This window comes from Mucilaginibacter sp. (genome assembly GCF_028288205.1).
Lineage (GTDB): Bacteria > Bacteroidota > Bacteroidia > Sphingobacteriales > Sphingobacteriaceae > Mucilaginibacter.
Genome location: NZ_JAQBOD010000061.1, coordinates 53,686 through 75,798 on the forward strand (window position 1 = coordinate 53,686; position 22,113 = coordinate 75,798).

Sequence of the window (22,113 nt, forward strand, 5' to 3'; positions counted from 1 at the left end):
TTAGTCGTAGATTTACGAAACAATCGTAATAATAATGGAAAAATTATCACAACAAGAGGAAGAAGCTATGCAGGCTGTATGGCAATATGGCGAAGGTTTTATTAAAGATTTCCTTGAGCTGATCAACGAGCCGAAACCACCTTATACAACTTTGGCATCGACCATAAAAAACCTGGAACGCAAAGAATTTTTAACCAGCGAAAAAATGGGTAACTCTTTCCGTTATAAAGCGACTATAAAAGAGGAAGAATACAAAAAACGTTTTATGAGCGGGTTTGTGAATGATTATTTCGAAAACTCTTACAAGGACCTGGTTACTTTTTTTGCTAAAGAAAAAAAGATAAGCGCTACCGAACTAAAAGAGATTATTAAACTAATTGAAAACCATAAATCCTAATTACCATGCCGGCATTATTTGTTTTCCTGCTTAAAGTAAATATAGCGCTGATAGTTTTTTGTTTAGGCTATTATTTTGTACTAAGGCAACTTACATTTTATACGTTAAATCGTGTGTACCTAAGCATTGCCATTATATTTTCTACACTTTATCCGCTTATTAATTTGGATAATTTTGTACAACAGCATCAGCAATTGGCTATCCCGGCACAAAGTGTCATCATTAATTGGAAAACCCCTGCCGAGCATTTTATACAACAGCCGGGTTATTGGTTCTGGGCAACAATTGTATTCTGGATAGGAGCCGCATTATTTGCGGGTAAACTGTTGATACAGTTGGTTTCGCTTTTTAAATTGTATAAAAACTCTAAACCGGGTAAAATACAGGAGCATGACGTACGTATTGTTAAAGCTAATATCAGTCCATTTTCTTTTTGGCAAAGTATCTATATAAACCCGGATAATTTAAATCCCGGCGATCTGAATGGCATTTTACAACATGAGCAAATTCATGTTACCGAATGGCACACGATGGATATTTTACTGGCCGAAATAAGCGTGATATTTTATTGGTTCAATCCCGGTGTATGGCTGATAAAAAAGGCAGTGCGCGAAAATATTGAGTTTATTACCGACCGTAAAATATTGCAAAAAGGCATGGATAGCAAAGCCTATCAATATAGCCTGTTAAACGTAAGCTTTGCCGCAACCACATCAGCAGGAATAACCAATCATTTTAATTTTTCGACACTTAAAAAACGCATAACTATGATGAACGCTAAAAAATCTTCGGCCATTAATTTAACGCGTTACGCGTTTTTGGTGCCTGTTGTTTTAATATGCCTGTTTGCTTTTAGTTTATCAAAAGCAGAATTGGTTAAAGGTGGTAAAGTTGCTTATAAAACAATTTCAGCCTCTGTAAATAACTTTAAGGTTACACTAACAAACAACATTACAATTTCCGGCAAAAAGGTTACCCATAAAGTTATAGTAAGCGATACAAATAAAAAAGCTCAAAGAATTACAATAATAGAAACCAGTGAAGGGAAGGTCGATACTGCTAAAAAATTAACATTTAAAATTGTCAAGACAAATGATTCTGTGATCTGGTATGTTAATGGCAAAAAATCATCAAAAGAAGAATTCGCGAAAATAAAGCCGAATGATATTGAAAGCTTTTCTGTATTGAAGGACCATACTCCTGATGGAATAATATCAGTACGAACAAGAGCCGAAAACAATATAAGCGCTGTAGTGATAAATGCAAAAACCAATGCAAATAATAATTCGACAACCAAAAAAGAATACACCCTTACCTATAAAACAAGTGATGGTAATGTAGCCAAAGATGTATTCGTAGGTGGTAATATTGATGAGGGTGAAAGCAAAAGCCACGACGCAAAAATTGACAACTTCTCTGATAAGCTTTTTATAATTGATGGCAAAGAAGCATCTGAAAAAGATATGAGAAAGCTCCCCGCATCTGAAATATGGAGCATTGATGTTAATACCAAAAAAGAGATGGTAGAAAAATATGGTGATAAGGCTAAAAACGGTGTGTTATTCATCACCACCAAAAAAGCAAAGCAATAGTTAATTATAACCCGAAGCCGTGTTGATTTTCTGCATGGCTTTTTTATGCCCTTTAAATCTATATCTATATGAAAACTTTAAGTACAATTTTATCAATTATTTTATTGAGCATTACAGTAAACGCACAAAAACTCCCTACCGAGCAGCAAGCCAGCCTGCGCGCTCCGGCTAATATAAAAGTTGACGGTAAAGCCATCGAATGGGACAATAAATTCCAGGCTTTTAACAAGCATGTTGATTTTTTTTACAACATGGCAAACGACGACAATAAACTTTATTTAACCATACAAGTTACAGAGCCATCCGTCATCAGGAGGATATGCAGCGCAGGGATTACCTTGCTTATAAACAAGTCCGGCAAAAAGAATGAAAAAGAAGGGATGGCAATAACATACCCTGTATTTGAAAACAACAACAGGTTTACGCCAATGTTAAAGTACACCAGCTCTGCGCCCGGTTCAATAGTAAATATAAGAAATGCAGGTATCGAGTCAAATTCGCCAAAACAGGCTCCGTTAACTGATTCTGCAATTAATGTTACCAATAAAAATATGACTGCTAAGGCAAAATTGATAAGGACAAGCGGGTTTAAAAATATTGATACCCTTATATCTGTTTACAATATAGACGGCATTAAAGCCACGGCGTTGTTTGACAATAAAATGGTGTATACATTGGAGCTGTCTATCGACTTAAAACAGCTTGACCTTTCGGTAAATAACGCAGATAAATTCACTTATGAACTACGGGTAAACGAGGTAGAGCAGCATGGCATAAACATTACCAAAGATCCTGCAGGCAATATTACTATGATTAACGTTACTGCAGGCGGCGAAATGAGCCAGGCCCAGACAGATTTCTGGGCAGATTATACCTTAGCAAAATAACACAGCTATGGAATATTTAATAATCATACAGGCAATTGCATTAACAGCACTCATTACCCTGATTGCGCTTATTGCCAGGCCGCAAAAATCATAGGATCAACTCGCTTCGGCCAGTTTTTCTTTTTCCAAAATTTGCAGCAATACTTTTTCGGCTATATTTAACTCCGCTGCTTTTACATCCTTATCTTCATCAAGCTCTTTAATATAATTGAATAGTGTACCTTCTTCGTAGCTTTTTATGATGGTTGGATGTACATAATATTTTTTACAAACCGTGCGCGTATTGCCTAAATTAACGGCAACATCATCCAATACACTTACTATTTTTTTGCGGCATTCGGTTACCGTATCAAATCCACCGGCTTCTTTAAACGCGTATAAAGCACTAACACTGCCAGACCATGTTCTAAAATCTTTGGCTGTAAAATCCTCGCCGGTTATTTCTTTTAAATAAGTATTAATATCTCCCGATCCTATGGAGCATCTTTTACCTTCTTCATCATAAAATTGAAAAAGTTCCTTACCCGGTATATCGCGGCATTGTTTTACCAGCTTTGCAAGTTTGCGGCTTTGTAAAGCAATTTTATGGAACACCCCCTTTTTGCCTTTAAACTCAAACTTTAAATTACTGCCTTCAATTTTAACATGCCTGTCTTGCAAGGTAGTTAAACCGAATGAGCCATACAGCTTTTTGTACGATTCGTTCCCTACCCTAATGCTGGTTAGTTCCATCAACCTTATAACTAAAGCGATAACTTTTTCATGGTCAAGGCTTCTGCGCGACAGGTCCTTATCTACACGCTCACGTATGGTAGGCAGGTATGATGCGAAAGTTTGCAGGCGATGGTATTTTGATTGATTACGTATTTCGTTCCAGTCGGCATGATAGCGGTATTGTTTACGGCCTGCTGCATCGGTGCCGGTAAATTGCAGGTGCCCATTTTCATGCGGTGATATCCAAACGTTGGTGTAAGCAGGCGGGATAACGAGCTTGTTAAAACGCGTAATTAACTCTTTATCCTTAACCACTTTTCCATCCGCGTCATAATAGCTCCAGCCCTCGCCTGCCTTTTTACGGGTATAGCCGGGGGTTGAGTCTGATACATAGCGCAGGCCCACAGCTTTTGCAGTTGTTTTAGGATCGCGGCCAATTTTTTCGAGTTTTTTTTCGAGACGGTCCATTCTTACTAACAACACGGATAATAACGATAGGTTTGAAAACACTTATGTAAATAGTGCTACCAGTACTCTTTGGAGACATTGACCGGCGGGGTCGCTCGCAGACGTTGAGGCAAAAAAAAGTGTTTCACATCAGGTGTTTCACCCTAAATTTGCAAAAATCGATAAAATATCATAAAATTCTTATTATAAGCTATTTACACTATTTAACCTAAAGCTTTTGTACTGTTTCAAAGTGTTTCACTCATTTTGTTAAATTAATATAAATCAATATGTTAACCTAAAAGAGTGTTTCATGTGTTTCATTATTTTGTGAAACACTACATCACCATTTTTTTAATGTAATAACCGTTAATATCCCGGCAGCATACGGATATGGGAAACCGCCGCGAAGAGGTTTGTTGATATAAGGCTCGTAATGTCAATTGATGGGCTATACCCTTTGGAGAAGCAGGGTGAGGCTACCCGGCTTAATTTTAAGTTTTACTATCTATTTACTATCTATTGACTATTTTATTTAAACACAATGCGCAATTTTGTGGTTTATCTCACAACAAACTCAATCAACCATGAAATACAATTTTTTAGGTAATACGGGCGTAGCCGTATCCGAAATCTGTTTTGGTACCATGACCTTTGGCGGCAGCGGCGGCGGTATATGGAGCAACATTGGCAAAGTGCAGCAGGAAGAAGTAAACTCGCTGATGAAAACCGTAGTAGACGCGGGTATTAACTTTATTGATACAGCCAATGTTTACTCCTATGGTGAATCTGAAACGCTGTTAGGGCAATCCATAATCGATCTGGGCCTTAACCGCAACGAACTGATAATAGCTACCAAAGTGCGCGGCCGCATGAGCGAGGGTATTAATAACGTTGGGCTTAGCCGCTTTCATATTTTTCAATCTGTTGATGCCAGTTTAAAGCGTTTACAGCTGGATCACATCGACATTTTATATGTTCACGGTGTTGACCCTAAAACCCCGGTTGAAGAGACCGTACGCGCTTTAAATGATATTGTATTAACCGGCAAAGTGCGTTACATAGCCATTTGCAACTGGCCCGCCTGGATGGTAATGAAGGCACAAGGCATTGCCGATAAACATGGCTGGAACAAGTTTGTAGGCCTGCAATATTTTTATTCCCTGTCGGGACGTGATATTGAGCGCGAAATAATGCCTGTAGCCGCCGATCAAAACCTGGCCATTATGCCATGGAGCCCATTGGCAGGTGGTTTCCTGTCGGGCAAATATACCCGCGCCAATGAAAAAGCCGGCAATTCGCGCAGGGATGTTTTTGATTTCCCACCGATAAACAAAGAGAAAAGCTATGACATTATTGATGTGATAAGCGAGATTGGCAAACAGCATAACGTTTCGACAGCACAAGTTGCGCTGGCATGGGTACGTTTACAAAAAGGCGTAACCAGTACCATTATTGGCGCTAAAAATATAGATCAGCTAAATGATAATTTAAAATCTATTGATATAGAATTATCAGCAGATGAGCTAAAAAGAATTGACGAAGTAAGCGCCATGCCCAAAGAATATCCTGGCTGGATGGTTGAAAGACAATCAGCAGACAGGGAGATTAAGTCTTAAGTCTATAGTCAGAAGTTCTAAGTCTGAATATATATGACTTCAGACTTAGAATTTTGAACTTAGGACTTTAACCACATACTCCACCTGCTCCGGATGAATATCTAAATGCAGCACAAAGCGGATACGATTTTTATCAGTAGGTAAAGCTTTTATACCATGCCCGGCTAATTTCTCTGAAACAATGGCGGCCGGTTCAACGGTGTCAAACAAAACAATATTAGTTTCGGCAGGTAATACATTGGTTACCCACGATGCTTTGCCAAGCGCTTCGGCTAATATTTGCGCGTGTGCATGGTCTATTTTCAATCGCTCCACATGATGATCCAGCGCATAAATACCTGCAGCAGCTAAAAACCCTGCCTGGCGCATGCCGCCACCTAACACCTTGCGGATACGGCGCGCATATTTAATGGTATCCCTATCAGCCAGCAACACCGACCCAACCGGTGCCCCTAATCCTTTAGATAAACAAACCGATATACCATCAAAATATTTACCATAGTCAACAGCTTTGTCGCCGGTATAAGCCAGCGCGTTAAAAATGCGGGCGCCATCCAAATGCAGTTTTAAACCCTTGTCTTTACAAAGCGCGGCAATTGGTTTAATTTGTTCTAATGTATAACAGCTCCCACCACCTTTGTTTACTGTATTTTCCAGCACCACTAAGCTGGTATGCGGGTAGTGAATATTTTCTGCATTTATTTCAGGCTCTATCATTTCAGCAGTGAGTATACCTCTATACCCATTTAGTAAACGGGTTGACACGCCCGAGTTAAAAGCAATTCCCCCACCCTCATAACGATAAACATGCGCGGTTTGGTCGGCAATTAATTCGTCCAATGGCTGGGTAAAACATTTTATTGCAATCTGGTTGGTCATGGTGCCTGACGGGCAGAAAATACCGGCTTCCATGCCAAAAATGGCAGCTGCTTTTTCTTCCAGTTGGTTTATGGTTTCATCTTCACCAAAAACATCATCACCTACATTAGCTTTAAACATGGCCTCCAGCATCCCGGGAGTTGGTTTGGTTACCGTATCGCTGCGTAAATCAACAGTCATCATATTAAATATTTAAAAAATGCGTTATTTGTATTTTAATTAGTTATGCGCTCAATTTTAATAATTTTATGCTTCATGCTGATGTTTGTATCAGCTAAATCACAAAAGTGGCAGCCCGGCTATTTTTATGATATTAAAGGAACAAAAAATCCGGGACTTATACGTGTAGATCCGCGCGGAAAAGGCCCGATAAAAGACGAAGGCTTTATAGAGTATAAAGAAACTGATAAAGCAACACCGATAAGACTTAGCACGAGCGATCTGCGATCGTTTGTTGCTGGCAGGGACAGCTTTATAGTTGCCGCCTCACCAAAGGGTGGCTGGTCTAAATATGACATGGATTTTGTGAAGGTGGTTATTGATGCACCTATACGCCTGTTTGAGGCCAAAGGCAGTGCCGGAGGTAGCGGCCGGGGGTTTGGCATCCAGCCGGGAATTGGCATTGGCGGTGGTACAGGTGGCTTTGGAGGGGGTATTGGTGGCGGCATTTCTATCCCTATTGGTGGTGGCGGTTCTGGTAGTACAAAAACCATATATTTTTACGGCGCCAATACTGCCGAAATGCAACCGGTAACCAACGATAATTTTATTGATATAATGAGCGAGGTAATGGGCGATGAACCCGATGTGGTTGAAAAAATACAAACCAAAAAATTCGGCCTGGGCAACATAGATAAGCTGATAGCTTATTTTAAACAAGTACAGGAGGGGAAATAATGATTAGAGATTAGCCTGTCGCAAAGATTAGTTAATTAGAGATTAGGCCTATCAAGCTGTAAATTGACAACCCTACTTAACATAATGTATCTCTAATCTCTAATTAGCCAATCTCTACCACCTGCTCATCAATTTTTGAATATTCGGCTACAAAGTTTTTAAATAACAACTCATAAACTATCTTCACCCAGATTATAATTACCGGCCATGCTTTTACGGAGTAACGAGCAATATAAGGCTGCCTTATAAATTTAGGCACTGCATCTGTTAATCCCAAACCCGTTACTACTAATACCAAAACCAGGAAAATTATATTAGTTGTTGTGTATGGTTTATCTTGTATCAGCATCCATATAAATACGCCTGCTACAGCAATTATATAGGTTGGATGCTCGGCCCCTGTACTAAATATTACGATGAATATTAATGCCGATGCCAATACCTGTGCACGATATTTAAACGATTTATACTGGCTGAACCTTAATAACGGTAATGCAAACAGCAAAGCTCCTGCAGCTATAAACGGCGCGTTAGGTATATTAATATTACCGGTTATGCGTCTTACTACACCCATTACACAGATATCCTGCGGGGAATCAAAATAGGCATTTAGACCCACCTTACCATGTACAGCGGTAAGCCACTGCGGATAGGAATTAATAACGAACGATGGACTGCTTAAAAACATCGGCAAAACAAAAAACACTACCAGCCATATTGCCGACCATAGCACAAATCTCCCTTTGTTTTTAGAGAATAAAAAGAACGTTAATCCAATGATGGGGTATAATTTTATCAAAAAACCTAATACGATAAATAAAGTCGCCCATTGCTCCTTCCCCCGTTCGACCAGTATAAAGCTGAGTATGATCATGGCCGTTATAGCAGGATTAAACTGCATATAAAAAACCGAGTTGGCATATTCAATAGCACATAACAGCAACAACTGCGTTTTTTGCCCCACGGTAAATGGTAACAGGTGTATGGCTATTAAAATAGCGAAAGCGTTTACCAGTTCCCATAGCAAAAACCCCCAGGCATGGGGAAGCAATGCTGAGGGCGCTATAATTGCCGGAAAAACAGGTCCGTAAAAATATTCATCACCGTACTCGTTGGGGTAAAACCCGTACAAAGTTTTTTCTTCGCGGGCGTGATAGTAGGATGCCCGGAATATTTTGTAATTGTTATCTATATGACGCGTGTATTTTAACACGGAGGTAAAAGCTGCAACGGCAATATACAATACCCAAAGCCATTGGTAGCCGGTTAAAAAGAGAACCTTTTTGGTCATACGGCAAATATTGGAATTATTTTTAAATATTCTGCGCTATAACAAACCCGCTTGCCCAGGCCCATTGAAAATTATAGCCTCCAAGCCAGCCGGTAACATCAACACACTCGCCGCCAAAAAACAGGCCCGACACTTTTTTAGCTTCTAATGATTTGGAGGAGAGTTCGTCAGTAGATACGCCGCCCCGCATTACTTCGGCTTTATCATAACCCTTATCGCCGGCAGGCTTTACCTTGAAATTGTGTATTAAACTATCTATAGTTTCAAAATCGGTTTTGCTTAATGAAGCAAGGTTTTTTTCGATTGGCAAATATCCGCTTAATGCTTCAGCAAATTTACGAGTGTATATTCCCGACAGGTAATTAAGCAATGTCCTTTTACCATTTAACTCTTTTTCCTCCTGTATCAGTTCGGTAATATTTTCATTGGGTAACAGGTCGATATAAATAAACTCGCCGGCTTTCCAATAAGATGATATTTGTAATATGGCCGGACCGCTTAAACCCCAATGCGTAAATAGAATGTTCTCTTCAAAACTGGCTCTATCGTTCCATACCCTGCAAAAAATACTATTGCCTGATAATTGTTCATACCATTGCTGGTCTTTACCCGTAATAGTAAGCGGCACTAATGCCGGAGCGGTATCAATTAGAGTTAACCCGAATTTGCGGGCAGTACGCAAGCCAAAATCGGTGGCGCCCATTTTTTGTATTGGTAAGCCGCCTGCAGCAATAACTACTTTTGGAGTATGTAAATGAATTTCCCGTCCGTGCTTTTCATACACAACTTCAAAACCATTATCGGTTTGTTCAATGCTTTTTACGTCTGCATCACATTTAATCTCCTGTCCCAAATCCGCACAGAGGTCAGTAAACACCTTTACAATATCCTTAGCCTTATCGCTTACCGGGAATAGTTGCCCAAGCGTTTTTTCTTTGCCCTGTATTCCATAGGTTTCAAAAAAACTAATGGTGTCATCCACCGTCCACTGCGCAAAGGCAGATTTACTAAAGTGTTCATTCTGAGAGATAAATTGCTTAGGCGACGAATATAGATTAGTATAATTACACCGCCCTCCGCCGCTTATTAATATCTTGGCGCCTACTTGAGCGTTCTTTTCTAATATCAGTGTGCGCTTGCCTAAAAAGCCGGCTTGTACAGCACACATTAAACCGCAGGCACCTCCGCCAATAATTATAGCATCAAAATCTTTTTGTTTTATTAAATTTGCCGGCATGGTTGAAGTTTCGCAAATATCAGAATTTGGAAAGATACTTATCTTTTTAATTACAGGAATAATCCTTGTAGCACTGATGTTTTTTGCAAATCGCTTAATTGCGCCTAATAACCCTAACCCCGAAAAGCTAACATCCTACGAATGTGGCGAAGAACCAACAGGTAACGCGTGGCTGCCATTTAATTCACGCTTCTACGTTATAGCTCTTGTTTTTTTATTGTTTGATGTAGAAATGGTATTCGTTTTCCCCTGGGCAACGGTATTTGGCAATCATGAAATTATTGCTGCGGATGCACGCTGGGGATGGTTTTCATTGGCAGAGATGTTTATATTTTTAGGTATATTGATATTGGGGCTGATTTACGTTTGGTGCAAAGGCGACCTGGATTGGATAAAACCTAAGCCAACCGTGCCGACTACCAATACCAGCATACCCGCCTCTTTATATGAAAAACTAAATTTGGAGCAAAGTATTTATAAGGTAAAAGAATTTGCTTTAGAGCCCGTGTTGGTTTCTGCTGCTACTGCAACTGCGCCTGCTACTTCAAACGAAGCACCTATAAGGAAGCCCATGTTTAAACCAACATTTAAAAAGCCAGACAATGAGTAGTATTGATATGACTAACGAAAGCGGCGGCATTGTTGTCACCAAAATGAACGACTTGCTTAACTGGTCAAGGTTATCATCTTTATGGCCATTGAGTTTTGGTATTGCCTGCTGCGCTATAGAAATGATGGGGTCCTTCGTGTCTACTTATGATATGGATAGGTTCGGTGTGTTCCCTCGCCCTTCTGCCCGCCAGGCTGATGTGATAATAATTGCAGGCACAGTAACCTTTAAAATGGCCGAACGCATAAAACGTTTATACGAGCAAATGCCCGAGCCAAAATATGTTATCTCTATGGGATCATGCTCCAACTGTGGCGGGCCGTACTGGCAGTATGGCTACCATGTGGTTAAGGGCGTTGACCAGGTCATCCCGGTTGATGTGTACGTACAGGGCTGCCCCCCGCGCCCTGAAGCATTAATTGGCGCTATTTTAGAATTACAAAAAAAGATAGAAGGCGAACATTTGATAAAAGGATAATAGATCAAAAAATTATATATTTGATCTATGCCTGCATCCAACACCTTTAAACGCAACACTTTAAGAAACATTCTTTGGTTAGGCTTATTAACCGGGACGCTGGATGCTGTCGCGGCACTTCTGCTTAATTATAAAATAAGTCCGCTGCTCATATTCAGGTTTATTGCCAGCGGCGTATTTGGCAAGGCAGCCTTTGCCGGTGCCGAAGAAATGGTTGTAGCGGGGGTATTATTCCATTACCTCATAGCCTATGTTTTTTCGGCAGCCTTTTATCTGCTATATCCTTTTTCTTATTCAATTTTTAAAAATAAGTATGTAGTAGCCATTGTGTACGGTGGCATTGCATGGGTTATCATGAATTTAATAGTGATCCCGCTAAGCCAGATTGGCCCGCATTATATTAAACCCATGGCTATAATTACCGGCGTTTGCGCGTTAATTATATGTGTGGCATTGCCGGTTGCTTTGATAGCGGATAAGAAATTATCGAAAAGGGCTTAAAGAAGGCATTATCCAAAAATCATCAACAGCAAATAGCAGCAAAATAATAATTGGCATTTGTGATCTTTGTGCCTGCTTTGTGGTCTCTGCGGTTAAATTTTTACCATCAAGTGCGCAAAGAAGTCACAAAGTAACACAGAGAGCCAGTCTGCAAAATATAATTCTGTTTTGATTTTTTTACAGCCCCTTTAGGTGAGGCTTTACTGTCCCTGCGCCAGCGTATATCCTATCTTACCCCCAAAATTCATCAAAAACTCAACCGAACAAACTTTCACATCTTCAGACAGATCAGCTGCTATATGCAATATTTCTTTTTGCTTGATCGTAGTGCCGGGCTTCTTTTCAAAGCGGATGCGGTATTCATTAACCAACTCGGTATAAATAGAGCCTGTTGGCCATACTTGCGTACCGCGGTTGGATATCATTACCAAATTAAAATTCTCGTTAAATCTTAAACTCTTCTTAGCTACTTCGGCCAATTCATTTGGTTGTACCTTTGATTCTACAAACACATCCACACCTATCATTTCCTCTTCAACTTTAGCGCCTGTTGAGAGCGTAAGTTTATTTTTAATTGGACTGGCGTTTTGTTTAACCTGAAAATCAGCTTCGGCAAATACGCCGCCATCAGCCGGAACTTTGCCCAGGTTAGCAATTACAGCATCAGCAAAATCTGTTGTACCTAATGATGGGGTAGACTTGTCACCAAAATCGCCGGTATGCACACCTTGTTCTAAGGTATAAAGCAATGAATTCTCAATCGCGGCAGCATTTGATGAATACCCTAAAAAACGCAGCATGGAAATACCCGAAAGCAACAGCGCCGTAGGATTAGCAATACCCCTGCCTGCAATATCAGGCGCGGTGCCGTGTACAGCCTCGAATATGGAAATATTATCACCAATGTTGGCCGATGGGGCAAAACCTAAACCGCCAACTAAGCCGGCACAAAGGTCAGACACAATATCACCCTGCAAATTGGTCAATACAATAGCCTCGAACATTTGCGGTCGCGATACCAGCTTCATACACAGGTCATCAACAATTATATCTGATGCTTCAATATCCGGGTATTCTTTGGCTACTTCTTTAAATACTTCCAGAAAAAGCCCGTCGGTCAGTTTCATGATGTTGGCTTTATGGCCGCAGACTAATTTTTTATATCCTTTGCGGCGCACCATCTCGAAAGCGTAACGGATTACCTGTTCTGATCCCGGACGTGTAATGATACGACGGCCAACGGCCACATCATAGGTCAGCAAATGCTCAATACCGCCATAAGTATCCTCAATATTTTCACGAATGATGGTTAGGTTAATTGGTATGCCTGCTTTAGAAAAAACAGTTTCCACACCATTTAATGTTCTAAAGTCGCGCTGATTAGCGTAGGTGTTCCAAACTTTACGTGCGGTTACGTTTATACTTTTAACGCCTTTGCCTTTTGGGGTTTCCATTGGGCCCTTAAACAGGATGCCTAATTTTTCGATGGTTTCTTTTGCCTGATCTGTCATCCCGGTTGAGTGGCCGGCATCGAAATAAGATTTACCCATTTCAACAAACTCATATTCAAGTGGCACGTTGTTGGCTTTAAAAATTTTTAACACGGCCTGCATTATTTCCGGGCCTATCCCATCGCCATTGGCAACTGCTATTGTGGTTTTCATGGTAAATGAATATATATAAAACGGCGCAAAAGTACAGTTTTTTAAGGCTGTTTTTAGCTATAAAACTAAATTTACCTGTGCTATTTGAAAGATTTACAGTAAACTTGCACTACAAAATGAAAGCATTTTACGGAGATCTTAAACTGGGTATTTTAGGCGGCGGACAATTAGGCCGAATGTTAATACAACAGGCCATAAATTATAACGTGACCGTTAAGGTGCTCGACCCTGACCGCGAGGCTCCATGCCGTAAATTATGTGATGAGTTTGTAGTTGGCTCCCTGGGCGATTATGAAACGGTTTATAAATTCGGCAAAAAGGTTGACCTGCTTACTATTGAGATTGAAAAAGTAAATGTTGACGCGTTGGAGCAACTGGAAAAAGAAGGCGTATTAGTTTACCCGCAACCACGCATTATACGCCTGATACAGGACAAGGGCCTGCAAAAGCATTTTTTTAAAGAAAATGGTATCCCGACTGCCGGGTTCCAGGTAATATCATCTGCTGCCGAATTAAAACAGAGCATCATACCCTACCCTTACATACAAAAATTAAGGCGCGATGGTTATGATGGCCGGGGGGTTTATAAAGTTGTTGATGAATCTTATCTGCCAAACGCCTTTACCGAACCAAGCCTGATTGAACATTTAATAGATTTTGAAAAAGAAATAGGCGTAATAGTTGCCCGTAATAAAAGCGGCCAGGTAAGTACGTTTCCATTAGTGGAAATGGAGTTTAACCCGGCAGTGAACCTGGTCGAATTTCTGATATCACCTTCTACCCTATCATTCGAGATACAACAAGAGGCCGAACGCATCGCTAAAAAAATAGCAGATGACCTTAAAATTGTTGGTTTATTGGCTGTTGAAATGTTTTTGACCAAAGATGGTAAAATACTGGTTAATGAGTTAGCGCCACGTCCGCATAACAGCGGGCACCAAAGCATTGAAGGGAATGTAGTTTCGCAATTTGAGCAGCATTTACGCGCAATATTTAACCAGCCTTTAGGCGATACCGCCTGCTTAAGCAACGCGGTAATGATAAACATATTGGGCGAACCCGGCTTTGAGGGCCCCGCCGTTTACCAGGGAATTGAAAAAATATTAAAATGCCCCGGCGTATATGTACATTTATATGGCAAAGCGCTAACCAAGCCTTTCCGCAAGATGGGGCATGTAACTATTGTAGATGCGGATAGGGAAAAAGCGATTGAAACTGCAAGATTTGTGCAGAAGACTTTAAAGGTAATTAGTTAGTAAACCATACTCCGCGCGTCATTGCAAGGAACGAAGCAATCTCTATATTCGCTAATCAAAATTACAGAATGTTAGTGGTTAGCAAAGTTTAATCAATGACGGTTTAAATAAATAAAAATATGAGCCAACCAAAAATAGGAATCATAATGGGCAGCAAATCGGATTTACCGGTTATGCAGGATGCTGCTGACGTTTTAAATGAACTGGGTGTTGAATACGAAATAGCAGTAGTATCAGCACACCGCACACCCGACCGTATGTTTACGTATGCCCGTGAGGCCGCTGGTCGTGGTCTGAAAGTGATTATTGCCGGTGCGGGCGGCGCGGCCCATTTGCCGGGTATGGTGGCCTCGTTGACTCATTTACCCGTTATTGGTGTTCCAGTAAAATCAAGCAACTCTATTGATGGATGGGATTCTATCTTATCTATCCTTCAAATGCCAAATGGTGTCCCGGTAGCTACGGTTGCTTTAAATGCTGCAAAAAACGCGGGTATATTAGCTGCGCAAATTATATCTGTTGCTGATGGTTCTATCGTTAAAAAACTTATCGCTTACAAAGAAAATTTAAAGAAAAAAGTTGAGGAATCTGCAGAAGAAATGCGTTTAGATCAAAAATAATTTAATTTGAGTCATTACACTTATTAGCTAATTCAATTGCGGATTTTCAGGAAAATTAGCAATATGCGCGAAACGGGTACCCAGGCTTATCACAACTTCTTTCCACATATCCTGTTCGTTATTATTAAATATGATTTTGGCACTGCATTTTTCTACTACTATCCAACTATTTTCTTTTAGCTCATCTTTTAATTGATCCGGAGTCCAGCCGGAGTAGCCCATAAAGAATTTTATCTCGTTCTCACTTAGTTGATAGTCTGATACTAATTGTTTAACCATTTCAAAATCGCCACCCCAAAATATACCATCGCAAATTTCAATACCACCTTCAATTTTTCCGGGGACACAGTGTATAAAATGTAAGGTATTGGCGGCTACAGGTCCACCGGTATATACAGGTATTTCAGAGTAGGAAGTATCCGGCAAAACATCACCCAGCAAATAATCACTTTGATGATTTAGGATAAAGCCCATGGCACCGCTATCGGTATATTCTGTTAACAGAATGACCGATCTTTTAAAGTTCGGGTCCAGCATAAATGGTTCCGAAATTAACAAACGCCCTGCCGCGGCTGTGATAGAATTTAACATAGACGTATTTTTATATTATGACTAAATTAACAAGCTAAAGTAAAATATGTTCCAGCATGTATATGAAATACAATATTAACTATTTACGGTACAATTAATTTGTAAGTTTGCATTAAATGAATCAGGAAGAATTACAAAATTTAAGACAAGAATACAGTGCTGCTTCTTTATCAGAAACCAGCATCAATATCAACCCCATAAAACAGTTTGATATATGGTTCAACGAAGCAATTGAAGCTCAAATACACGAACCAAATGCCATGACGCTGGCAACCGCCACAACTGATGGCCGCCCCTCTGCACGTATAGTTTTACTAAAAGGATTTGACATAAATGGCTTTGCTTTTTATACTAACTATTTGAGCCGTAAAGGGAAAGAAATAACTAAAAACCCATTAGGTGCCATTACCTTTTTTTGGGGCGAACTGGAACGCCAGGTACGCATTGAAGGGAATATAGAAAAACTAAGCAAGGAGCAATCTGAAAAATATTTTCATAGCCGCCCAAAACTTAGCCAAATAAGCGCATTAGTATCACCACAGAGCCAGGAAATAGCCAGCAGAGATATATTGGAAAATAAAATAAGCCAGTTGGAAACAGAATATGCTGATGCTGAAATACCTAAACCATCTTTTTGGGGTGGATATATATTAAAACCGCGCCTCATTGAATTTTGGCAGGGACGGCCCAGCCGCCTGCACGACCGTATTTTATTTAAAAAGATAGATAACAAAAACTGGAAAAAAGTACGCCTGGCCCCATGAGTTTTGAGGATATTAAACTTTTACTTATCGAGAAGTTTGGTGCCGAAATAATTGTCGGTGAAGAGCTTGACGGCCTGCAACCGGCCCTGATAATTGAACCTGACCGTATTGCTGATGTATGCCTGGAACTACGCAATAACGCTAAAACCTACTTTGATTTTTTATCCTGCTTAACAGGAGTTGATTATGGCGTTGAAGATGGAAGATTTGGCGTAGTTTACCATTTAGCTTCTATCCCCTATAAATTACAGCTTACTTTAAAAATAAGCAAAGCTAATGATCGTAATGAGGATAATTTACCCTCATTCCCCAGTGTATCTGCCGTTTACCGCACTGCCGACTGGCACGAGCGTGAAGCTTATGACCTGGAAGGAATATTTTTTGAGGGCCACCCTGATCTCCGCCGGATTTTGTTGCCTGATGATTGGGAAGGTTATCCGCTACGGAAAGATTATAAAGCAGCCGAATATTATAAAGGAATAAAGATAGATTACCCTGCCCCATCTGCTGATAACAGCGTAAAAATTGAATATAGGACCTTTAAACCGCAGACTTCAAAATACAACCGGGCATTAGCTAATTACCACCAAAAAATAGCCGCTGCCAGTGTTGAAGATATGGTACTTAATATGGGTCCGCAACACCCGTCAACACACGGTGTTTTGCGGTTAGAATTGATTACTGATGGTGAGATAGTTAAAGAGGTTATACCCCACATGGGTTACCTGCACCGTTGTTTTGAAAAGCATGCCGAATCACTCACCTATCAGCAAACTATTCCGTTTACAGACAGGATGGATTATCTGGCATCGATGAACAATAGCCACGCGTTTGTTATGGGTGTTGAGCGGATGCTGGGTATTGATAAAGACATTCCTAAACGTGTTGAATACATCAGGGTTTTAGTTTGCGAAATGAACCGTATAGCTTCGCATTTAATTGCGATAGGTACATACGGTATTGACATTGGTGCCTTTACTCCTTTTTTATGGTGCTTCCGCGATCGTGAACATATTATGGGTATGCTTGAATGGGCCTCTGGCTCGCGCATGCTATACAATTATATTTGGGTGGGTGGTTTGTTTTATGATTTGCCGGTTGGGTTTGAAGAACGCTGCCGCGAGTTTGTAGACTATTTTAAACCTAAAATGGTCGAGCTAAATCAATTATTAACCGATAACCAGATATTTATAAGCCGCACAGCCAATGTTGGCATATTGCCCCGGGATGTTGCTATTAATTATGGCTGTTCGGGACCGATGCTGCGTGGCTCGGGTTTAAAATGGGACCTGCGGCGCATTGATAATTATTCTGTTTACCCTGAGCTTGATTTTGATATACCTGTTGGTACAGGTGCAATGGGTACTGTAGGCGATTGCTGGGACCGTTACAAAGTACGTGTTGATGAAATAGAACAATCGCTGAAAATTATTGAACAATGCCTTGATCGTTTACAAAACGAGTTAAAACGCACTGTTGATTTTGACCCGCGTGCTAAACTTCCACGTAAGCTAACCCCTAAACCACAGGATTACTATGTAAGATGCGAAGGTGCGAAGGGCGAATTAGGTTTCTATTTTATAGCTAACGATGCACGATCTGAAATACCTTTCCGTGCAAAGGCCCGCGCCCCAAGTTTTAATAATTTATCTGTACTGCCAGAAATTGCTAAGGGTGTTATGATAGCCGACTTAATAGCTATTATAGGTTCTATTGATTTTGTATTAGGGGAAGTGGATAGGTAATAGTTAGAAGCTGCCCTCGAAGGGCGAGCGTAAAGTCCGACCCTCATACTTTGGATGTCTCACTAAGACACAAACGGAGCGTCATTGCGAGGAACGAAGCAATCTCTACATAGGACAGTTAATAAAACAAATTTCATTCATGGCGTAATGCTACTAACAAACATCCTGCACGTTGATTTGCATATGCAGAGATTGCTTCGTTCCTCGCAATGACGCAGGATTTATAAAACAAAAGAGACGCAAATTGCGCCCCTTTTGTTTTTTTTATAGATCAGATTTTATCAATTATAAACCTTAACCATAAATACATAGTTTTTTGCCTTTGCTGTTTTTTGAGCTTCGGTTAAACCGGTTAACGTGTTTTTCTTATTTAAAACAATCTTTTTATCTAAAGAATCGGCAGGGATGTTATGAATAGCATCAAGCAGATATTTTGATTTAATTGCAAAATGTTCGCCTTCAAGCTGTGCTTGTTTTGAATCAGTTATACCAATTACATTACCTTTACTATCCCATAACGGGCCACCGCTGTTACCGGGGTTAATAGGTATTGTAACCTTATAATGCAAGCTATCGCCGTTTTGGCCCGACAGTGATGATAAGTACCCCGGATTATAAGCCGGGAAACCATCAGGATAACCAAAAGTGGAAATTTGCTCACCCATATTGCTTTCGGCCCTTTTAAAAGTATAGGGAATTGCGCCCAAAGCTTCAAATGACTTATCAATGATCTTTAAAATAGCTATGTCATGTTCCGGCTCGATATATAACACCTCTGCTTTATAAGTTTTGCCGTCAGCATTTTGAACGGATATGGCATTTGCATCTTGCACCATATGGTAGTTGGTTGCAATTAAACCGTCGGACGTAATGGCAAATCCGGTGCCGGTTGCACTGTATTTATCAATAAATTTTCCTTTTTCTGACTTAATATCATTGATAGAACGGCTCAGGTTTTTATTAGAACGGTCAAGCCTGTCTACTTTATTTTTTAATTCAACAATTTTTGAATTATCGGCATTATTTAACTTGCCTGTAAATAGCAACACGCTTAGCACAGCAAATATAGCTACCGATGCCGCTACAGATATTTTTGAATGATGGTTGCGCCACAACTGTACTATCCATAAAGGATGTACCATTAGGTTTTCTTTTAGCGTATGTACATCAATTTCCTGGTGAATTGCATCTAAACGGCTTTCCAGTTCAACGCGCTGGCCATATTGCTTTAACAGATTGGTAAAAAGCTTATGTTCGACAACCTTTTTCTCAATATCGTCACTTCCCTTACGCAATAATTCAAATTTCTTACGTTCATCAAGGCTCATATCGCCATTAATATAACGTTCAATTTGTTCTAAAAGCTGGTTATCACTCATTTTCTTCTCTCCTTATTTCTGCTGAAAAAACAATTTCTTTAATCGTTGCAGGCATTTATATTTTTGCGTTTTGGCATTATCAGCATTAGTATAGCCAAAACGTTCGCAGATATCCTGCATTGATCTGTTATATATATAAAAATCTTCCATAATGGTTTTACAGGGTTCGCCTAATAATTGAAGTGCATTCTCCATTTTACCAAACTGTATGTTCCTGTCATTATGTTCTTCAACCTCGTCATCCGGTATAGGCAGATACTCTTCAAAATCTCTTATATCCCCGCCATATCTGTTTATCTGGCTTAATCTTTTTAACCAAAGCCTGCGGCAAATTGAATAAATATAAGTTTTAAGCTTGCTGCTTAATTCAAAATCGCCGGCCTTAACCTTATTATAAAGAACAATTATCGCCTCCTGGTATATATCCTTGGCATCATCTTCATCACCGTTATTATTAAGTATCAGTTGCAATACCATCGGAAAATAGGCTATATACAGCCGTTTTAAAGCAATTTCCGAATTATTAAGTATCCCAAGAATAACCTCGCTGTCTGTTGGTGCTGAATCTTTTAACTCTTTATTCACTACTTAATACTATTTATGCAAAATTGTAACCCATCATTGGCAATAAAAATCTAAATTAAATAAATATAACTGTTAGCTTTTTAATAATTTCTTTTCAAATTGCCTAATTCCTATCATTTTTGAGCCATTATACAATAACACTTTCATTTGCAAACGATTAAATAAGGCCAATAAAATTGTTTGGCATATTTAATGTATAAGGTTAGTAATTATTTATTAAGATACATTTTTATTTAAGCGCACAACTATGAAAAACACATTAAAAAATGGCCTGCTGGCTTTAGCAATTACCACTTCGTTAGCAGCTTGCAAAGGCAAAGGCACTGCTGCAGTTGATTCTGTAAAAGCTGATTCATCTTATACAACCAGCGTAACAGACTCAATTAAAAAAGATACCAGCACCTTACCGGATTCTTTGAAAAAGGATACTACAGTTACCACCACTAAAACAGAGATTAAAACTAAATCAACCGAGATCAGGAAAAAGCCATAAAAACTTTTCTTATTTATATAAAACAAGCTAAATACTTGCTTTTGTTTTGCGCAAATTATAAATCTATTAAATCCATAGATTTTATAATTATTTTTTAAATAATAGGGTTACCTTTTAACTATTAATGTATTAACCTGTAATTATTCACTTTTAAACATTAATACATGAAAAACGCATTCAAAATTGCTCTTGTAGCTTTAACTGTTACTGCATTTGCAGCTTGTAAAGGTAGCGGATCTGCTTCTACAGATTCTGTTAAAACTGATTCAGTAAAAACCGATTCTGTAGTTAAAGTTGATTCAGTTAAAACTGATACCACTAAAAAAGACACTACTAAAAAATAAATTTTTCATTTTTTATAGCTGATTATTAATTTTTTATCAAAAGGTAACGCATTATTTTAAAAATAGTGGGTTACCTTTTGTTGTTTATTGTATTAATAGCAAAACTATATAGTCACTTTTAAAAAATCAACATGAAAAACTCATTCAAAATCGCTGCATTAGCTTTAGCTATCACAGTTTCTTTTGCAGCTTGCAAAGGTAAAAGCACTTCAACTACAGATTCAGTAAAAACTGATTCAGTTAAAACTGATTCAACTAAAGTTGATTCTGCTAAAGTTGACACAGCTAAAAAAGACACTACTAAAAAAATGTAATCTTTGTTAGTTACAAACAAAAAAACCCGGTAATTTTACCGGGTTTTTTTGTTTTGTAAAGCGACGTTTAGTGGTGTTCCAAAGGTTAGTGGTGTTCTAAAGAATCACGCAATGCTTTTATTTCATCATGCGATTGCTGCAGAATAGCTTGTTGATCATTCAGTATATCCCGTATATAAGCCGGTAAATGACCTTCATTCAAGGCAGATTGATATGCCTTTTTTATAGCATCCTCACCAAACTCACATTCTTCTAATATACTTTTTTCGCTATGGCCGGTAAAGGTTGCTTTAATTTCAAGCCAGGTACGGTGTATAGTGCCGCTCACGCTAGTATCATTATCAACATCGCTGCCAAATACCTGTATCTCTCTGGCTAATGTTGATTTAAATTGCTGGCTCTCTAATATCTTATTATTAAAAACAGATATCAATTCGCCGTCATCTTTAGTTTCCTTTATGGCGTTTTCATATCCCGCAATGCGGTCATTGTTTATTTGAACCAGGTCATTCAAAGTTTCGATTATTTCTTTATTTCTTTCCATTTTAATAATTTATTTGGTTATATACTATACAACCAAAAGCGGGCCAATTCTTAATTAAAGGATAATTTAATATCTAAAGAGTAAAATCATGATCGACCACTAAACATCGAAAATATCCAGATGATGATTCCAATTACTATAACTACAGCTAATATGCCAACAAAAGCTCCGGCTTTAAATATGTCGCCGATAACAGAACATCCGCTCAAGGCAATCATTGCCAAAACGAATAGGGTAATATTTATTTTTTTCATGGTTTAAATTG

General features: G+C 39.2%; 24 protein-coding genes and 1 pseudogene. 16 read left to right on the plus strand and 9 right to left on the minus strand.

Translation table 11 applies throughout. The features are described 5' to 3' along the window. Window positions 1-34: 34 nt before the first annotated feature. The 3 genes from JWR23_RS15625 (at window position 35) to JWR23_RS15635 (ending at window position 2,876) form a co-directional block, all read left to right on the plus strand. Window positions 35-397: a BlaI/MecI/CopY family transcriptional regulator gene (locus JWR23_RS15625; protein ID WP_299517184.1), complete on the plus strand. Its 363-nt coding sequence runs from the start codon at window positions 35-37 to the stop codon at window positions 395-397. Between the two features lie 5 nt (window positions 398-402). Further along, window positions 403-1,989, plus strand: a complete 1,587-nt coding sequence (locus JWR23_RS15630) for a M56 family metallopeptidase (protein WP_299517185.1) — start codon at window positions 403-405, stop codon at window positions 1,987-1,989. Window positions 1,990-2,057: 68 nt separating this feature from the next. Further along, window positions 2,058-2,876 (plus strand): hypothetical protein, encoded by an 819-nt coding sequence (locus JWR23_RS15635; RefSeq protein ID WP_299517186.1) that lies wholly within the window; start codon window positions 2,058-2,060, stop codon window positions 2,874-2,876. Between the two features lie 96 nt (window positions 2,877-2,972). Here JWR23_RS15635 and JWR23_RS15640 read toward each other — a convergent pair whose 3' ends face one another. Further along, window positions 2,973-4,058: a DNA topoisomerase IB gene (locus JWR23_RS15640; protein WP_299517187.1), complete on the minus strand. Its 1,086-nt coding sequence runs from the start codon at window positions 4,056-4,058 to the stop codon at window positions 2,973-2,975. A 566-nt stretch (window positions 4,059-4,624) separates the two neighbouring features. On the opposite strand from JWR23_RS15640, the gene JWR23_RS15645 reads away from it, so the two are divergent. Beyond that, window positions 4,625-5,656, plus strand: coding sequence for an aldo/keto reductase (locus JWR23_RS15645; protein WP_299517189.1), 1,032 nt, complete (start codon window positions 4,625-4,627; stop codon window positions 5,654-5,656). A 45-nt stretch (window positions 5,657-5,701) separates the two neighbouring features. Here the strand turns inward: JWR23_RS15645 and JWR23_RS15650 are convergent, their stop codons facing one another. Then, entirely contained in the window at window positions 5,702-6,715 is a 1,014-nt protein-coding gene (locus tag JWR23_RS15650; RefSeq protein WP_299517214.1) for a low specificity L-threonine aldolase, read from the minus strand. A gap of 75 nt (window positions 6,716-6,790) precedes the next feature. Here JWR23_RS15650 and JWR23_RS15655 point away from each other — a divergent pair, with 75 nt between their 5' ends. After that, on the plus strand, window positions 6,791-7,432 hold the full coding sequence (locus tag JWR23_RS15655) for a hypothetical protein (protein WP_299517190.1): 642 nt from the start codon (window positions 6,791-6,793) through the stop codon (window positions 7,430-7,432). Window positions 7,433-7,535: 103 nt separating this feature from the next. Here the strand turns inward: JWR23_RS15655 and JWR23_RS15660 are convergent, their stop codons facing one another. Further along, window positions 7,536-8,723 carry a glycosyltransferase family 87 protein gene (locus JWR23_RS15660; RefSeq protein WP_299517191.1) on the minus strand — a complete coding sequence of 396 codons (1,188 nt, stop codon included), beginning with the start codon at window positions 8,721-8,723 and terminating at the stop codon, window positions 7,536-7,538. A gap of 22 nt (window positions 8,724-8,745) precedes the next feature. Further along, the gene (locus JWR23_RS15665; RefSeq protein ID WP_299517193.1) at window positions 8,746-9,960 is read right to left on the minus strand and encodes an NAD(P)/FAD-dependent oxidoreductase; all 1,215 of its coding nucleotides are present in this window, start codon (window positions 9,958-9,960) and stop codon (window positions 8,746-8,748) included. Between JWR23_RS15665 and JWR23_RS15670 the strand changes: the two genes are divergently transcribed. From JWR23_RS15670 to JWR23_RS15680, 3 genes are read left to right on the plus strand one after another with little or no spacing between them, the layout of a single operon-like run. Then, window positions 9,959-10,570 (plus strand): NADH-quinone oxidoreductase subunit A, encoded by a 612-nt coding sequence (locus tag JWR23_RS15670; protein ID WP_299517194.1) that lies wholly within the window; start codon window positions 9,959-9,961, stop codon window positions 10,568-10,570. The genes JWR23_RS15665 and JWR23_RS15670 overlap by 2 nt on opposite strands. Continuing rightward, window positions 10,563-11,048, plus strand: coding sequence for an NADH-quinone oxidoreductase subunit B (locus tag JWR23_RS15675; RefSeq protein ID WP_299517195.1), 486 nt, complete (start codon window positions 10,563-10,565; stop codon window positions 11,046-11,048). Before JWR23_RS15670 ends, JWR23_RS15675 begins: the two co-directional genes overlap by 8 nt. A gap of 27 nt (window positions 11,049-11,075) precedes the next feature. Further along, on the plus strand, window positions 11,076-11,549 hold the full coding sequence (locus JWR23_RS15680; protein ID WP_299517197.1) for a hypothetical protein: 474 nt from the start codon (window positions 11,076-11,078) through the stop codon (window positions 11,547-11,549). Between the two features lie 200 nt (window positions 11,550-11,749). On the opposite strand, the gene JWR23_RS15685 is transcribed toward JWR23_RS15680, so the two are convergent. Further along, a complete protein-coding gene (locus JWR23_RS15685; protein WP_299517198.1) occupies window positions 11,750-13,213 on the minus strand; it encodes an NADP-dependent isocitrate dehydrogenase in 1,464 nt (487 codons plus the stop codon). Between the two features lie 116 nt (window positions 13,214-13,329). Between JWR23_RS15685 and JWR23_RS15690 the strand changes: the two genes are divergently transcribed. Together JWR23_RS15690 and purE are read left to right on the plus strand one after the other, a co-directional pair. After that, window positions 13,330-14,469: a 5-(carboxyamino)imidazole ribonucleotide synthase gene (locus tag JWR23_RS15690; RefSeq protein WP_299517199.1), complete on the plus strand. Its 1,140-nt coding sequence runs from the start codon at window positions 13,330-13,332 to the stop codon at window positions 14,467-14,469. A gap of 119 nt (window positions 14,470-14,588) precedes the next feature. Continuing rightward, a complete protein-coding gene (purE, locus tag JWR23_RS15695) occupies window positions 14,589-15,089 on the plus strand; it encodes a 5-(carboxyamino)imidazole ribonucleotide mutase (protein ID WP_299517200.1) in 501 nt (166 codons plus the stop codon). A gap of 27 nt (window positions 15,090-15,116) precedes the next feature. On the opposite strand, the gene JWR23_RS15700 is transcribed toward purE, so the two are convergent. Beyond that, a complete protein-coding gene (locus JWR23_RS15700; RefSeq protein WP_299517202.1) occupies window positions 15,117-15,680 on the minus strand; it encodes a YqgE/AlgH family protein in 564 nt (187 codons plus the stop codon). A 116-nt stretch (window positions 15,681-15,796) separates the two neighbouring features. Here JWR23_RS15700 and pdxH point away from each other — a divergent pair, with 116 nt between their 5' ends. From pdxH to JWR23_RS15715, 3 genes and pseudogenes are all read left to right on the plus strand, one after another. Next, window positions 15,797-16,444: a pyridoxamine 5'-phosphate oxidase gene (gene pdxH / locus JWR23_RS15705; RefSeq protein WP_299517203.1), complete on the plus strand. Its 648-nt coding sequence runs from the start codon at window positions 15,797-15,799 to the stop codon at window positions 16,442-16,444. Then, window positions 16,441-16,902 (plus strand): annotated as a pseudogene (locus JWR23_RS15710) (NADH-quinone oxidoreductase subunit C); the annotation flags it as partial. The gene pdxH and the pseudogene JWR23_RS15710, both read left to right, overlap by 4 nt. 159 nt (window positions 16,903-17,061) lie before the next feature. Beyond that, a complete protein-coding gene (locus tag JWR23_RS15715) occupies window positions 17,062-18,189 on the plus strand; it encodes an NADH-quinone oxidoreductase subunit D (RefSeq protein WP_299517216.1) in 1,128 nt (375 codons plus the stop codon). Between the two features lie 281 nt (window positions 18,190-18,470). Here the strand turns inward: JWR23_RS15715 and JWR23_RS15720 are convergent, their stop codons facing one another. Next, window positions 18,471-19,568 carry a serine protease gene (locus JWR23_RS15720; protein ID WP_299517205.1) on the minus strand — a complete coding sequence of 366 codons (1,098 nt, stop codon included), beginning with the start codon at window positions 19,566-19,568 and terminating at the stop codon, window positions 18,471-18,473. 12 nt (window positions 19,569-19,580) lie between these two features. Beyond that, a complete protein-coding gene (locus tag JWR23_RS15725) occupies window positions 19,581-20,153 on the minus strand; it encodes a sigma-70 family RNA polymerase sigma factor (RefSeq protein ID WP_299517206.1) in 573 nt (190 codons plus the stop codon). 247 nt (window positions 20,154-20,400) lie between these two features. Between JWR23_RS15725 and JWR23_RS15730 the strand changes: the two genes are divergently transcribed. The 3 genes from JWR23_RS15730 to JWR23_RS15740 all read left to right on the plus strand — a co-directional run bounded on the left by JWR23_RS15730 (window position 20,401) and on the right by JWR23_RS15740 (window position 21,304). Continuing rightward, window positions 20,401-20,646, plus strand: coding sequence for a hypothetical protein (locus JWR23_RS15730; RefSeq protein ID WP_299517207.1), 246 nt, complete (start codon window positions 20,401-20,403; stop codon window positions 20,644-20,646). A gap of 164 nt (window positions 20,647-20,810) precedes the next feature. Beyond that, entirely contained in the window at window positions 20,811-20,990 is a 180-nt protein-coding gene (locus JWR23_RS15735; RefSeq protein ID WP_299517208.1) for a hypothetical protein, read from the plus strand. 131 nt (window positions 20,991-21,121) lie between these two features. Next, window positions 21,122-21,304: a hypothetical protein gene (locus JWR23_RS15740; RefSeq protein WP_299502568.1), complete on the plus strand. Its 183-nt coding sequence runs from the start codon at window positions 21,122-21,124 to the stop codon at window positions 21,302-21,304. An 85-nt stretch (window positions 21,305-21,389) separates the two neighbouring features. On the opposite strand, the gene JWR23_RS15745 is transcribed toward JWR23_RS15740, so the two are convergent. After that, window positions 21,390-21,848 carry a PA2169 family four-helix-bundle protein gene (locus JWR23_RS15745; RefSeq protein ID WP_299517210.1) on the minus strand — a complete coding sequence of 153 codons (459 nt, stop codon included), beginning with the start codon at window positions 21,846-21,848 and terminating at the stop codon, window positions 21,390-21,392. Window positions 21,849-22,113 lie beyond the last annotated feature (265 nt).

Excerpts from the sequence above, each read along its gene's own strand:
- JWR23_RS15715 (WP_299517216.1), top strand. The coding sequence starts at position 17,062 with ATGGTACTTAATATGGGTCCGCAACACCCGTCAACACACGGTGTTTTG.
- purE (WP_299517200.1), top strand. The coding sequence starts at position 14,589 with ATGAGCCAACCAAAAATAGGAATCATAATGGGCAGCAAATCGGATTTA.
- JWR23_RS15740 (WP_299502568.1), top strand. The coding sequence starts at position 21,122 with ATGAAAAACTCATTCAAAATCGCTGCATTAGCTTTAGCTATCACAGTT.
- JWR23_RS15655 (WP_299517190.1), top strand. The coding sequence starts at position 6,791 with ATGCTGATGTTTGTATCAGCTAAATCACAAAAGTGGCAGCCCGGCTAT.
- JWR23_RS15730 (WP_299517207.1), top strand. The coding sequence starts at position 20,401 with ATGAAAAACACATTAAAAAATGGCCTGCTGGCTTTAGCAATTACCACT.
- JWR23_RS15640 (WP_299517187.1), bottom strand. The coding sequence starts at position 4,058 with ATGGACCGTCTCGAAAAAAAACTCGAAAAAATTGGCCGCGATCCTAAA.
- JWR23_RS15720 (WP_299517205.1), bottom strand. The coding sequence starts at position 19,568 with ATGAGTGATAACCAGCTTTTAGAACAAATTGAACGTTATATTAATGGC.
- JWR23_RS15625 (WP_299517184.1), top strand. The coding sequence starts at position 35 with ATGGAAAAATTATCACAACAAGAGGAAGAAGCTATGCAGGCTGTATGG.
- JWR23_RS15650 (WP_299517214.1), bottom strand. The coding sequence starts at position 6,715 with ATGACTGTTGATTTACGCAGCGATACGGTAACCAAACCAACTCCCGGG.
- JWR23_RS15700 (WP_299517202.1), bottom strand. The coding sequence starts at position 15,680 with ATGTTAAATTCTATCACAGCCGCGGCAGGGCGTTTGTTAATTTCGGAA.
- JWR23_RS15665 (WP_299517193.1), bottom strand. The coding sequence starts at position 9,960 with ATGCCGGCAAATTTAATAAAACAAAAAGATTTTGATGCTATAATTATT.
- JWR23_RS15635 (WP_299517186.1), top strand. The coding sequence starts at position 2,058 with ATGAAAACTTTAAGTACAATTTTATCAATTATTTTATTGAGCATTACA.
- JWR23_RS15670 (WP_299517194.1), top strand. The coding sequence starts at position 9,959 with ATGGTTGAAGTTTCGCAAATATCAGAATTTGGAAAGATACTTATCTTT.
- JWR23_RS15675 (WP_299517195.1), top strand. The coding sequence starts at position 10,563 with ATGAGTAGTATTGATATGACTAACGAAAGCGGCGGCATTGTTGTCACC.
- JWR23_RS15685 (WP_299517198.1), bottom strand. The coding sequence starts at position 13,213 with ATGAAAACCACAATAGCAGTTGCCAATGGCGATGGGATAGGCCCGGAA.
- JWR23_RS15690 (WP_299517199.1), top strand. The coding sequence starts at position 13,330 with ATGAAAGCATTTTACGGAGATCTTAAACTGGGTATTTTAGGCGGCGGA.
- JWR23_RS15680 (WP_299517197.1), top strand. The coding sequence starts at position 11,076 with ATGCCTGCATCCAACACCTTTAAACGCAACACTTTAAGAAACATTCTT.
- JWR23_RS15735 (WP_299517208.1), top strand. The coding sequence starts at position 20,811 with ATGAAAAACGCATTCAAAATTGCTCTTGTAGCTTTAACTGTTACTGCA.
- JWR23_RS15745 (WP_299517210.1), bottom strand. The coding sequence starts at position 21,848 with ATGGAAAGAAATAAAGAAATAATCGAAACTTTGAATGACCTGGTTCAA.
- JWR23_RS15645 (WP_299517189.1), top strand. The coding sequence starts at position 4,625 with ATGAAATACAATTTTTTAGGTAATACGGGCGTAGCCGTATCCGAAATC.
- pdxH (WP_299517203.1), top strand. The coding sequence starts at position 15,797 with ATGAATCAGGAAGAATTACAAAATTTAAGACAAGAATACAGTGCTGCT.
- JWR23_RS15660 (WP_299517191.1), bottom strand. The coding sequence starts at position 8,723 with ATGACCAAAAAGGTTCTCTTTTTAACCGGCTACCAATGGCTTTGGGTA.
- JWR23_RS15630 (WP_299517185.1), top strand. The coding sequence starts at position 403 with ATGCCGGCATTATTTGTTTTCCTGCTTAAAGTAAATATAGCGCTGATA.